This is a genomic window from Micromonospora sp. NPDC047074 (genome assembly GCF_040643815.1).
Classification (GTDB): domain Bacteria; phylum Actinomycetota; class Actinomycetes; order Mycobacteriales; family Micromonosporaceae; genus Micromonospora.
Genome location: NZ_JBEYVB010000026.1, coordinates 76348 through 88960, shown reverse-complemented (window position 1 = coordinate 88960; position 12613 = coordinate 76348). Strand labels below are relative to the sequence as shown.

Here is a 12613-nt window from a genome sequence, read left to right as displayed (position 1 = left end):
GCCCCGGCTCCCGTACGGGGGGTGCCGGGGCGACCCGGGTGGCACTAGCTGTGCGGGTGGACCGGAATCACCGGGTGAAGACGGTGGGCACCGCCCGCGCGCCCGGCGTCGCGTCCGCCGGCTCCCCGTGCGGCGGCGCGGTCGCCGCACGCATGTCGCCCGGCATCGCGGCGGCCACCCGCATGTCGCCCGGCGTCACGATCGCCGCCCGCACCCCGGCCGGCGTCGCGGCGCGGGCGGCACGTGCCTTGAGCAGGCGGGCGGCGGCCAGCACGATCTCCGCCTCGCGGGACACCGCCTGGGACAGCGGGAGCCCCCGGTTCACCGTCATGTGGATCATGCTGTTGAACGCCAGCGCGCGGGCGTCCGGATCCAGCCCGGGCAGGTGGGCCAGGGTCGGCTCGACGGTCGCGATCTCCGCCGCGAAGCGCCGGTCCAGGTCGGTGCGGGCCGCCCGGTAGGTGGCCATCCACTCCCGCTGGGCCTGGTTGCTCGGCAGGCGGGGGTCGAGGCCCCGCAGGCCGGCCAGGAAGGTCACCGCGTCGTCCCCGGCGAGCTGGTGGCACCAGGCAGCGATCCGGGTCACCGCGAGCGCGTACCGCCCGGTCAGGTCCGGTGTGCGCGACAACCGGCGGATCCACCAGGCCGAGTCCGCACAGAAGTGGCGGACGGTGGCGGCCCGCGCGTCCGGGCCCCCGTAGCGGTGGTCCTCGGGCAGCCACGGGTACACCTCGACCGGGCAGGGATGGTGCGGTGACCAGGCGGCCAGGTGGGCGCGCAGGTCGGCCAGCAGCTCCGGGGAGGCGGCGGCCGCGCGCAGCCGCAGCCGCAGGTGCGGGCGGTCGTCCCGGTACCGGATGTGGAACAGCTCGGCGCGGTCCATCAGCGCCAGCACGTCCGCGCGGGCCAGCCAGGTCTCCACGATCCGGTCGGGTGCGTAGACGTACCAGCCCGTCCACTCCGGATCCTCCGCCGGCGGCCGGTCGACGATCCGGGTCGGCGACAGCCGGGGGGTGGGGCGGGCGTCGGCGCGGACGAAGGGCACCCACACGTCGTGGGCGTGCTGGCCGAGCCGGGACGTCACCGGCGTGGCCACGGGCAGCGCCTCGTGCAGCACCAGCGGGCCGGTACGCCGCAGCCGGCGGACCAGCCAGCGACGGTGGTCGGGGTCGGTGACGTCGACGCGCATGGTCAGGTCGGCGGAGCGCTCGGTGACCTCGAGCACCGGGCCGAGGCCCACCTCCGTGAGCACCCCGGCCAACGCGGCCGGATCCGCCGAGAGGGCGAGCAGGTCGGCCCGGTGCCGGTCGTCCAGCACGACCCCACGCCGGGCGAAGAGGCAGCGGCCGCCGGTGATCCGGGGAATTGGCGAGCCCGGCGGCAGCCGGTAGCTCGGATCGAGCATCCGGCCGGTCGCGTTACCCTCCGCGGCGATCATGCCGAGCAGCCGTACCACCCACGGGTTGAGGGGCAGATCGAGGTTGAGCGGGCTGTCGAAACGGAGTTCGACCGGCCGGCCGTCCGGCCGGTGCACGAGGTGCAGACGGCCGTCCCGCACGGCGACCGCCAGGTCGTCCAGCCCGACGTCGCCGGGACGACGCGGCAGGTTCAGGTTGAGCCGGGGCAGCGGCCCGGACGGCCGGCGGGTCAGCGGCGCCCGGGAGTCGACGGGCAACCATCCCAGCTCGACGGTGAGCCGCCCCGGGTCGGCGACGTCCGGCGGCGGGGGCAGCGTCAGCACGTCCGCGAGCCGGGCACCCGGCCCGGCCCAGAGCCCGGGCAGCACCACCTTCAGCCACACGTCGGCGTCAGAGACCGGCTCGGCCAGCAGCGCCCCGCAGACCATGCCGGTGGGCGGCTCGACGATCGCCACCGGGCTGGTCGGCCCGTCCGCCCCGGGCAGGGGCGTCGGCCGCCACAGCTCGACGTCCTGGCTGGTGTTCCACCAGTCGACCAGTGTCGCGTCCCGGTCCCGGGCCGGCGCGAACAGCCGCCGGACGGGCCCCGCCGGCGGCACCGCCCCGGCCGGTGGCGCCGCCCCGGCCGGTGGCGCCGCCCCGGCCGGTGGCGCCGGTTCCCGCCGCCAGCTGCCCAGCGGGTGGTCAACCGGCGCGCTCAGCAGCCACGACAGCGGTACGGCCCCGCCGGTCACGCTCGACTCCAGGTGGTTGCGCAGGGTCGAGAGGCGATCCCACCGCCGGACCGCGCCCAGCACCCGGGCCGCCCCGTCGACCAGGGCCCGCCCGGCCGCCCGGTCCAGCGCCGGCCGCACCCCGCTGAACGCGTCGACGAACCGGTCCCGGTCGAACGGCCGGTCGGTCACCGCGATCGCGCCGACCGTCGACACCGGCGGCGCGGCGCCCGGGTCGACGAAGGCCTCCGGGGTGTGCGCGGGCAGCAGCACCCGTCGCTCGACGTACTGGTCGAACTGGTCGCGGCCGAGGTCGGCGATCCAGTCGGCGGCGGGGCGCGGCCCGCTGTCCCGGTGCTGCGCGATCCGCCGCAGCACCGGGGTGTCGGGTGCGGAGGAGGCACCACCCCGGTCCGACCGGACGTACATCCACCGGCCGGCGTCGGCGGCCAGCGTGGGGTTGACGAACCACGCACCGCTCGGCCGGGGCACGTCGACCGGGCGCACCATGACCTCGGTCTCCAGGTCCACGACGGTGGGGCGGGGCTCGTCCACCAGGTCGGCGCGCGCGGCGAAGCCGAACAGGCCGAACGGGGTGGGCCGGTGCCGGGCGCGGCTGGCGTACATCGCCCGCAGCGTCGGATCGTCACGGCCGTCCGGGTCCGGTTCCGGCACGCGGCCGTACGTCGTGGCGTATCCCACCGCCAGGTCGAGCAGCCGGTCGGCGAGTGCCTGCGCGCCGGTGTCGGTGGGGTCGGGCCGGCCGGTCGCGGGCAGCATCGGCACCCGGACCAGGCACCAGTCCGCGGGATCCAGCCGGGCATCGGGCCCGCCGCTCACCCGGGCCGCCTGGCCAGGTAGGAGCGCATGGCGGCGTGCGGGCGCATGGTGGTGCCGTCCAGCCGGGCCGCCGCCAGCCGGGCCCGCAGCGCGGGGTCGGCGGTGTCGCAGGCGGCGACGAGATCCAGCGCCGCGTCGAGCGCGACGTGGTAGGCCCCGGACAGCAGCGCCCGGAACTCCGCCCGCAGCGCCGGCGCGAACGGGCCGAGCCGACCGGCCCGGGCCAGGCCGTCGAGGTCGCGCAGCAGGTCGGTGACGCCACGCCGGGCCACCACGCACCGGCTGTGCGCGTCGCTGTACGCCGCGCCCCAGGGCGAGGCGGCGGTGGCCGTCGGGCCGAGCAGTGCCAGCAGGCTCTCCGCCAGGCCGAGCGGTACGGCCGGCATGTTGCACAGGAACAGCTCCGCGTCGCCGTAGATGCCGACCGGCCTGCCCGACGGGACGTCAGTCATGTCGACGACGTCCTCGGGGGCGAGGCCGACGTGGTCGGCGCGCAGCGTGTGGCTGGTGGTGGCGAGCATCCCCGGGCCGGTCCACGGCTCGTCGACCCGGAGCCGGGTCCGGGGCAGCAGGACGGTGCGGCGCCGCCCGCCGGCGGGCACGCAGCCCATCGCGAGGTGGGTGGCGCGGTCGGCGCCGGAGGCGAACCGCCACCGTCCGTCGACGCGGAGCGAGCCGTCCGGCGCGGTGCTGATCGTGCCCACCTGCGCGACCACGCCGAAGACCTGGCCGCCGTCGGCGTAGACCCGCGCCAGCAGCTCGTCGGAGGCGAACGTGGACAGGTAGTGGGCTGTGCCGTTGGCGATCATGCACAGCCAGCCCTCGCTGGCGTCGCCGGTCGCCATCTGGCGGACCAGCTCCACGCCGTGGACGAGGCCGGGTGTCTCCTCCGGGCCGCCCCGGCGCCAGAGCAGCGGGTACGCCGGAGCGGTCGCTGTCGGGGCGGCCGGCACCGGGCCGCCGGAGTCGTGTCCGGTGTTGGTGCGACTGTCAGGCATTGCTCGGATACTTCCCGCCCCCGGCCGGGTGATTGGTTCGCGACCCAGTCTGGCCCGTCGCGCTATCCGACCACTTCTCCCCCGCTATCCGGCATCGACGCCGGGCAGGCGGGTGCCGAGGGTCGTGGAACCGGCCCGGGGCCCGGTGGCATCGGCCCCGGGCCCCGTACCGTCGTCACGCGCTCGCCGGACGACGTGGTTGGCGACCGACGCGGTGCCGGACCGCTCAGTAGCTGCCGTCGTTGCAGCCGGCGGTCCCGCAGGCCCGGCTGATCGAGCACCAGTCGGTGGGCCGGAAGCCACCGGCGACCTCGCCGGCGCCCTCGACCTCGAGCGCGGCGAAGTCCAGGTCGTCGAGGTCGATGAACTTCTCGGTGGCGGGCGTGACGGAGTCGGCCGCCGGGTTCGTGTCGTACGACATGAGTTCCTCCTCATGGTCGGATCCATGTGGACGGCTGACGTGCCGGTCCCCCGCCAGTCTCGGCGACGGCGCTATGCGCGCCCTATTCCGGACCAATGCGGGCGGTCGACCCGGTCGGGGTTGACCCTGCCCCCGGGGGCAGGGTTTACCTTCGGGTCCTCGGTGCGGGGATTGGCGGGAGCATGAGAATCGGTGAGCTGGCGCGGCGGGCCGGGGTGACCCCGAAGGCGGTCCGGCACTACGAGTCGCTGGGGCTGATCGCGGCTACCCGGGAGGCGAACGGCTACCGGGACTTCCGCGAGGACGACGTGCGGCTGGTACGCGAGATCCGGCTCCTCGGCCGGCTGGGCATCCGCGCCGACCGGACCCGCCCGTTCCTGGACTGCCTCACCGCGGGCAGCGAGCACGCCGACGACTGCCCGGCCGCCCTGGCCGGCTACCGCGCCGCGATCGACGACCTGACGGCGCGGATCGCCGAGCTGACCGCCCGTCGCGCGGCCCTGACCCGCCGGCTGCGGGAGGCCGCCCACCGCAACGGCCCGGCGGGTCGGGCCGCTGCCGGTCCCGCCGACGTGGACCTGGCCCGGCTGCCCACGGAGCTGCCGGCGCCCGCCGACGTGGACCTGACCCGGCTGCCCGCCGACCTGCCGGCGCCCGCCGACGACGGCGCCGCCGACCACCTTCCCGGCCGCCGGATGCCGCGGCTCACGCTGCCGGGCACCGCCGGCGACCCGGTCGGGTTGCACGCGCTGGGCGCGGGCCGGTCGGTCGTCTACCTGTATCCGCTCACCGGTCGGCCGGACGTCGACCTGCCCGGCGGCTGGGACAGCATCCCGGGAGCGCGCGGCTGCACGGCCCAGGCGTGTGACTTCCGCGACCACCACCGCGACCTGGTCGCCGCCGGGGCGGCCCGCGTGTACGGCCTGTCCAGCCAGGACACCGGTTACCAGCGGGAGGTCGTCGACCGGTTGAGGCTGCCGTTCACCATGCTCTCCGACCCGGGCCTGCGGCTGGCCTCGGCGCTCGGCCTGCCCACCTTCGAGGCGGCGGGGACGACGCTGTACCGGCGGCTTACCCTCATCGTCCGGGACGGCGTGATCGAGCACGTCTTCCATCCGGTCTTCCCGCCGGACCGGCACGCCGACGAGGTCCTGCGCTGGCTGCGACAGGCCCCCGCCCGACCGCCGACGACCGCACAGGCACCGCACCCACCCCGACGACGATCGGAGCAACCGTGACCGGCAACGCGCACGCACCGCTGCTGGTGCTCTGGGACATCGACCAGACGCTGATCGAGGGCGGTACGGTCACGCACCGCGCCTACGCGGCGGCGTTCCACCGGGCCACCGGCCGCACGTTGGAGCACCCGTGGCAGTTCAACGGCCGGACCGAACTCGCGGCCGCCACCGAGGTGCTCCGCGCCCACGGCCTCGACCCGGGCAACGGCCTGCTGGACGCCTTCATCGAGCTGATCGTCGTCGAGCTGCACGACCGGGCGGACGAACTGGCGGCCACGGGGCGCATCCTGCCCGGTGCGGTCGAGGCGCTGACCGCCGTGGGAGCCGTCGCCGGGGTGCACCAGTCCGTACTCACCGGCAACCTGTACCCGCTGGCGTTGTTGAAGCTCGAACTGTTCGGGCTGATGGGCCACTTCGACACGCGGATCGGGGCGTACGGGGGTGACGCGTGGGAACGCAGCGACCTGCCGGACCACGCCTTCCGCCGGGCGGCGCGCCACCTCGGCCGACGCTTTCACGGCGCGGACACCGTCATCATCGGCGACACGCGTCGCGACGTCGAGACGGCGCACGCCGCCGGTGCCAGAGCCGTCGCGGTGGCCACGGGTACCACCAGCGCGGCCGAGTTGACGGCGGCGGGCGCCGACGTCGTGCTGCCCGACCTCTCGGACACCGCCGCTGTCCTGCGCGCCGTCACCGCCCGCGATCCCGTTCCCCTGCGGCGCACGGTGGGAGCGGCGACCGACCACGTCGCCGAGCGGGCGCCGCGACAGCGGCCGGTCGGCTAGACCCAGGCCCTTCCTTACACCGCAGCCAGGATGTCTGCCGCCGCCCGCTCGCCGGCCTCGATCGCCCCGTCCAGGTAGCCCGCCCAGCGGGTGGCGGTCTCCGTGCCGGCCCAGTGCACCCGGCCCACCGGCCGGCGCAGCTCCGGCCCGTAGGCGCACCAGGAGCCGGGGGTCGGCGCGCCGCAGAAGCAACCCCGGGTCCACTCGTCCGCCGACCAGTCGTACTCGACGAACTCCTCGGCCTGACGGGCCGCCGGGCCGGCGACGACGACGAGGGCGTCGAGCAGGGCCGTCCTGCGGGCCTCCGGCGTCATCCGGCGCAGCGTGTTCGCCTCCGGGCCGTAGCTGAACGCGGTCAGCACGCCGCGCGGCGTGTCCGGGATGCTGTTGTCCACCGTCTCGGTGACCGGGCCGGTGAGGCAGAAGGCGACGCCGGAGCGACCGTCCGCGCGCCAGAACGGCTCCGGATATACCGCGTGGATCTTGATTGCCGTGCCCATCGGCATCCGCTGGGTGAGCGCGTCGCGCAGCGCCGGCAGCGGCGGGTCGTACCGGATGCGACCGGCCAACGCCGGTGGCAGGGCGACCACCACCGCGTCGGCGGTGACCCGGTCGGTGTCGGTGTGCACCACCACCCCGGTGTGGTCCTGCTCGATCGTCCGCACCGGCGCGGAGAGCCGCACCGCGTCCGGGCCGAGCGCGGCGGCCATCGCCTCGGCCAGCACCGGCGGCCCACCGACGATCCGGTCCTGCTGCGCGCCGCCGGCCATCGCGAGCAACGCCCGGCTGCCGCCGCCGGAGCGCAGGTAGAACGCCATCTGGAGCAGGGATATCTCGTCCGGGCCGGCGGCCAGCAACCCGCCGGCGAGCAGCCGCCCGAGGTACCGGGCGGTGGGCGGGTCCGGCACCGCCGCGCTCAGCCAGACCGCCAGGGTCGTGTGGTCCCACTCGGCGGCCTCGGCCGCCGCCCACGGCGCGGCCGGATCCACCCGCTCGGCGTACCCGTCGAGCAGGTCGAGGACCTTCGCGGCGGACTCCGGCGGCCCGGCGTGCCGGCCGTCGGGGAAGTGGACCGCCGACGCGCCGTCAGCGGCCGACGGGAAGGTGGCGATCTCGTACCGGGCGAGCAGCCCGTTGACCCGGTCCTGGGTCGGACCGACCCACTGGGCGCCCAGATCGAGCTGGGTGCCGTCGGCCAGCCGTCGGGTGAGCACGCGCCCGCCGACCCGGTCCCGCGCCTCCAGCACCCGCACCCGCGCCCCGGCCCGGGCGAGCGCGAGCGCGGCAGCCAGCCCGGAGAAGCCTGCGCCGACCACGACGACGTCGTTGCCCATCCGACGGCATACCCGTTACCAGCGGTTTTGTGCCTCCTCCGCCCAGCCGGCGAGGCCGTCGAGGTCGACCCGGTCACCGTCGGTGGTGCACGCCCAGCCGGAGAAGTGCCCGAAGCACTGGTGGGTCTCGTTGGCCACCACGCCGAGGTTGGTACGCGCGACCCGCTCGTGGAACGGCGCGAACCGCACGTCCACCCCGTCGCCGACGATCCGCCACGGCCGCAGCCAGTCGGCGCGGTCGTAGCTCCAGACCAGGTCCGCGCCGATCTTGTGCAGCCGCCCGTCGACGAAGAGCGCGTTCTCCGTGGAGCCCGTCCCGTCGGTCCACTTGCCGCCGAGCTGGATCGCCCGGCCGGGACCGCTGCCGGCCGCCCAGTTCCACCGCATGGCGTACGGCCACTTGCCCCGACCGTGGTCGAGGACGGCGAAGGAGTCCTGCTCGCCGACCGGGTGGACCGTGCCGTCGATCCGCAGGGTGCCCCGCACCGGGCGCCCGACGTCCTTGACCGTGTACTGGAACCGGCGGGTGCTCCACGGCACCACGACGCCGAGCGACTCGTGCTCCGGCGGCAGCGGCACCTCCAGGTCGATCTCCACGCCGGGCGCGACGGCGCGGATCGTGCTGCCGTCCGGGCGCTGGTCGATGTCGACGGCCAGGCCGCCGCCGCGTACCCGCGCCCGGCCCGTACCGCTGACCGGCGGGAACACCGTGCCCCGGGCGAACGGGACCACCGCCTCCCTGTCGATCTCGACGTGGGTGTGGCGGTCGAGGACGTAGACGCCGTGCACGCCGGCGTAGTCCAGCGACGACGCGACGATCCCGACGATGTGCGTCGGGGTGACGATCCCCCAGTACTCCCAGCGCTTCGCCCGCCCCCAGCCACGAAGGTTGGCCCGGTGCAGCGGCCGTCGGCTCCAGCCCACCGCGGCCGGGTTCAACCGCCCGTCGGGCAGGCACAGGTCGACCGGCTCGGTGATCTCCCGCTCGTGCGTCACGGGGGCAGGCTACCGGCTGCCACCAGGCCCCCGGCCCGGCCGGTCGGGTAAGGAAGGGCCCCTTCCTTACATCCGTCCCGGCACAGGGTCGGCCGGGGGCGGTCGGCTACGGTGCGGGGATGGTGGTGCGATCGTCCCGTCGTGGCCCTGGCCGGTGGCGACCGCCGGCGAAGCCGAAGCCTCCCGCGTCGCTCGAACTGGCCACCGCCGAGCGTGCCGCCATCGAGGACGAGGCCACGTTCCGGCGGCTGGGTTTCGTCGATCTCGACCTGGCCGGGCGGTCGGCCGACGGGGCCGAGTTCGCGCAGTGCCGGTTCAAGGGTACGGACCTCAGCGGCGGCCAGCTCGACGGCGCGACGTTCACCGACTGCCTGTTCGAGAGCACGAACCTGGCGAACCTGCGGGCGGAACGGTCGTCGATGCTGCGGGTGCGGCTGTCGACGGTCCGGCTGACGGGCGTGCAGTGGATCAACGGCGGGTTGCGGGACGTGACCGTCGCGGACTGCCGGCTGGACCTGTCGGCATGGCGGTTCACGAGTTTCTCCGGCGTCGCCTTCGAGGGCTGCAACCTGACCCGGGCGGACTTCCAGAACGCGGACCTCGGCGGAGCCCGCTTCACCGACTGCGACCTGACCGGAGCCCAGTTCTCCCACGCGACGCTGGCGGGCACCCGGTTCGCGAACTGCGTGCTGGCCGGGATCGGCGGGGTGACGAGCATGGCCGGGGCGATTGTCGCCCAGCAGGATCTCGCCGCGTTGTCCCACACCCTGGCGGGTGCCCTGGGGATCCACATCGAGGACGCCGACGGCGAGTGAGCCGGTCGGGGGGCAGGGACGCGGGGCGTGCCGGTGGCGGGTCACCGATCAACGGAGAGCGAGGCAGTGACGATGGAGGCTGGGACGGCCCGGTTCATCGAGCACGTCGGGCGGCTGCCGCCCGCCGGGCTCGCCGAGGCCTTCGACCACGCGGTGCGGCTTCGGCGCCGCGGTGGCCGGGAGGCGAGTCGGGCGGTACGGCCGTCCGCCTCGGAGTACTCCCAGATCGACCACGCGGTACGCGCGATGCTGCTCCCCCGCGCCGACGAGCTCAACGCGCACCGGCAGCACCTGCACTCGGACGCGCTCAGCGCCACCGTGATCGCGGCGCGGGCGGTCCTCAAGCGTGCGAAGATCACCGAAGCGCAGTACCAGCTCCTGGTCGAGCCGTTCACGGCCATCGGGGTCGAGGTCCCCACCCATCCCGAGGCCGGGTAGGGGCGCCGCAGCCGGGCCGCTGATGCGGGATCGGCCCGTGCGGGATCGGCGAATTCGGACACGGAGCGTAACCAGCGGCTCTAGTCTACGGCCATGCGGCAGGCCAGACAGTACACCGCCGAGCTCATCGGCTCGTTCCTGCTCGTCTTCTTCGGGGTCGGTGCCGCGGTGGCCGCCCGCGTCGAGGGCGGCGTGGTGGTGGTCGCCCTGGCCTTCGGGCTCGTCATGCTCGCCCTCGTCTACACGATCGGCCCGCTCTCCGGCAGTCACGTCAACCCGGCGGTGACGCTCGGCGTGCTGCTGTCGGGGAAGATCTCCCTGCCCGGCGCCGTCGCGTACTGGCTCGCGCAGTTCGCCGGTGCCACCGTCGCGGCCTTCGCCCTCTGGGTCCTGACCCGGTGGGGCGGTGTGACGGACCAGACCGGGGCGCTCGGCAGCAACGGTTACGGCGCGCACATCAACCTCGGGGGCACAATCCTGCTGGAGGTCGTGCTGACCTTCCTCTTCGTCCTGGTCGTCCTCGTCGTGACCAGCCGGGCCGAGCACGCCGGGTTCGCCGGCCTGGCGATCGGCTTCGCCCTGGCCGCCGCGCATCTCGTCGGGGTCGCGCTGGACGGCACGTCGGTGAACCCGGCGCGGTCCTTCGGCCCGGCGATCTTCGAGGGTGGGGACGCCCTGCGCCAACTGTGGGTGTTCATCGTCGCCCCGCTCGCCGGCGGCGCCCTCGCCGCGCTGCTGGCGCCACTGCTGACCAGCGCGGACGTCCGGTACCGGGACACCGAGCGGTAGGCCGGCGGGCAGCCCCGCCGGCCTACCGCCGGTTCACGTCCGCGCGGCGGACCACCCGTCGGCGACGAGCCGGGTCGCGTCACCGCCCTCGCCCTGGAAGAGCAGCCCGCCGCCGTCCACCGCGAGGATCCGGTCGACGTAGACCCCACGGCCCTGGCTCGACGCGTCGGTGGTGCTTGTCCACCTCAGGTGGGTCGCCTGGTCGGGCAACTCCACGGTGGCCTGCCACCAGGCCCGCCCGCCGTAGCCGGTGACGGTGCCGTCGCTGACCCACCGCCGGTCGCCCTGGCGCAGCAGCATCCGGCCCGGCGCCCAGGTCCGCCCCCCGTCGCGGGAGACCTCGAACCGGGCGTTGTCGAAGCGCGGCTCGGTGTCGTACCAGAGCAGGAAGCTGGCCGTGCCGCCGCGCGCGGCGCGACGCAGCGGCGCGGTGAGGGTGACCGTCGCGGCGTCGCGCGGGTCGGCCCGCCAGGCCGCACGCGACCGCGGCCGTACGGGCATCGCCTCCGCGAGATCACGCGCGACCGCCCGCCGGGCCACGTTGTTGCTGCCCCAGCCCCGGTCAGGATGCACCCGGTTGCTGAGCAGGACGACGAAGGAGTGGGACAGCGGGTCGATGACGAGGGACGTGCCGGTGAAGCCGGTGTGCCCGAACCCGACGGGCGAGGAGAGACCCATCATGTACCAGTGCTTGTTCAGCTCGAAGCCGAGCCCGCGATCGCTCTCCGGGTACGCCTGCTCCAGCGGCGCGTTGTAGTTGACAAGCATCGCGCGCACCGTGTCGGGCCGCAGGATCCGGCGCCCCCGGTGCTCGCCGCCGTTGAGCAGCGCCTGGCTCAGCAGGGCCAGGTCCGCCGCGGTGGAGAAGACCCCGGCGTGCCCCGCCACGCCGCCGAGCGACCAGGCGTTCTCGTCGTGCACCTCGCCCCAGACCATGCCGCGCCCGGCGTACGGCTGGTATTCGGTCGCGGCGATCCGTGACCGACGCTCGGGCCCCGGGTTGTAGCCGGTGTCGACCATGCCCAGCGGCACGGTGATCCCGTCGGCGACCAGCGCCGCCAACGACCGGCCGGTCACCCGCTCCAGCAGCACCCCCAGCGCGATCAGCCCGAGGTCGGAGTACACGTAGCGGGTGCCGGGCGTCGCGCCGGCCGCGAGCGGCGTGGCGAGCGCGGCGGCGAACCGCTCGGCGGGCGTCGGGTACCTGCTCCACAGCGCCGTGAACGCGGGCAGGCCCGAGGTGTGGGTGAGCAGCATCCGGACGGTGACGGCCTCCTTGCCGCCGGCCGCGAACTCCGGGACGTACCGGGCGACCGGCGCGTCCAGGTCGACGGTCCCCCGCTCCACCTGCTGCATGGTGACGATCGTGGTGAACAGCTTGGACACCGAGGCGAGGTCGAAGATCGTGTCGGTCCGCGTCGGGAGCTGCTGGTCGGCGGGGAGTTCCACCCCGACCAGCCCGGGCGCCGGCCCGACGGCGGAGTACTTCACCGCCGTGCCCACGGCGGCGTGCTGCACCACCACGCCGTCCTTCGCCGCCAGCACCACCGCTCCCGCGTACGCGGGGAATCCGGGATGGTCCGGCGTCGGCTGGAGGTACGCCGCCAGGTCCGCGGGCATGCGATCCACCTGCTCGGGGAGCAGCCCGACGTCGCGGGCGTGGCCGGTCCGCAGCGTGTCGTGCCGGAACCGGATGTCGGCGGGGGTGACGACCGGCGGCTCCGAGCCGACCGGGGGCGCCGCGACCGCCCCGGTGCCTGGCACCGTCGTGACCAGCACGGCCACCGCCAGGCCGAGCGCGACAGGGACGCTCCTGCGTCGCATC

General features: G+C 75.2%; 11 protein-coding genes. 5 read left to right on the top strand and 6 right to left on the bottom strand.

The features are described 5' to 3' along the window. Positions 1–67: 67 nt before the first annotated feature. The 3 genes from ABZ809_RS24640 to ABZ809_RS24630 form a co-directional block, all read right to left on the bottom strand. Positions 68–2971, bottom strand: a complete 2904-nt coding sequence (locus tag ABZ809_RS24640; RefSeq protein ID WP_357564945.1) for a thiopeptide-type bacteriocin biosynthesis protein — start codon at positions 2969–2971, stop codon at positions 68–70. Continuing rightward, complete coding sequence (locus ABZ809_RS24635; protein WP_357564944.1) at positions 2968–3969, bottom strand: hypothetical protein; 1002 nt, start codon at positions 3967–3969, stop codon at positions 2968–2970. The genes ABZ809_RS24640 and ABZ809_RS24635 overlap by 4 nt, the downstream gene beginning before the upstream one ends. A 226-nt stretch (positions 3970–4195) precedes the next feature. After that, the gene (locus ABZ809_RS24630) at positions 4196–4390 is read right to left on the bottom strand and encodes a hypothetical protein (protein WP_357564943.1); all 195 of its coding nucleotides are present in this window, start codon (positions 4388–4390) and stop codon (positions 4196–4198) included. A gap of 182 nt (positions 4391–4572) precedes the next feature. Between ABZ809_RS24630 and ABZ809_RS24625 the strand changes: the two genes are divergently transcribed. Continuing rightward, complete coding sequence (locus ABZ809_RS24625; protein ID WP_357564942.1) at positions 4573–5628, top strand: redoxin family protein; 1056 nt, start codon at positions 4573–4575, stop codon at positions 5626–5628. After that, positions 5625–6416 (top strand): haloacid dehalogenase-like hydrolase, encoded by a 792-nt coding sequence (locus tag ABZ809_RS24620; protein ID WP_357564941.1) that lies wholly within the window; start codon positions 5625–5627, stop codon positions 6414–6416. Before ABZ809_RS24625 ends, ABZ809_RS24620 begins: the two co-directional genes overlap by 4 nt. A gap of 14 nt (positions 6417–6430) precedes the next feature. Here ABZ809_RS24620 and ABZ809_RS24615 read toward each other — a convergent pair whose 3' ends face one another. Both ABZ809_RS24615 and ABZ809_RS24610 read right to left on the bottom strand, forming a co-directional pair. Beyond that, entirely contained in the window at positions 6431–7750 is a 1320-nt protein-coding gene (locus tag ABZ809_RS24615; protein WP_357564940.1) for an FAD-dependent oxidoreductase, read from the bottom strand. A gap of 15 nt (positions 7751–7765) precedes the next feature. Continuing rightward, a complete protein-coding gene (locus tag ABZ809_RS24610) occupies positions 7766–8746 on the bottom strand; it encodes a DUF2804 domain-containing protein (RefSeq protein ID WP_357564939.1) in 981 nt (326 codons plus the stop codon). A gap of 119 nt (positions 8747–8865) precedes the next feature. Between ABZ809_RS24610 and ABZ809_RS24605 the strand changes: the two genes are divergently transcribed. From ABZ809_RS24605 to ABZ809_RS24595, 3 genes are all read left to right on the top strand, one after another. Continuing rightward, on the top strand, positions 8866–9561 hold the full coding sequence (locus ABZ809_RS24605; RefSeq protein WP_357564938.1) for a pentapeptide repeat-containing protein: 696 nt from the start codon (positions 8866–8868) through the stop codon (positions 9559–9561). 72 nt (positions 9562–9633) lie between these two features. After that, complete coding sequence (locus tag ABZ809_RS24600; RefSeq protein WP_357564937.1) at positions 9634–9999, top strand: hypothetical protein; 366 nt, start codon at positions 9634–9636, stop codon at positions 9997–9999. Between the two features lie 93 nt (positions 10000–10092). Then, the gene (locus tag ABZ809_RS24595; protein ID WP_357564936.1) at positions 10093–10788 is read left to right on the top strand and encodes an aquaporin; all 696 of its coding nucleotides are present in this window, start codon (positions 10093–10095) and stop codon (positions 10786–10788) included. A 33-nt stretch (positions 10789–10821) separates the two neighbouring features. Here the strand turns inward: ABZ809_RS24595 and ABZ809_RS24590 are convergent, their stop codons facing one another. Further along, positions 10822–12612 carry a serine hydrolase domain-containing protein gene (locus tag ABZ809_RS24590; RefSeq protein WP_357564935.1) on the bottom strand — a complete coding sequence of 597 codons (1791 nt, stop codon included), beginning with the start codon at positions 12610–12612 and terminating at the stop codon, positions 10822–10824. Position 12613: the final 1 nt, after the last annotated feature.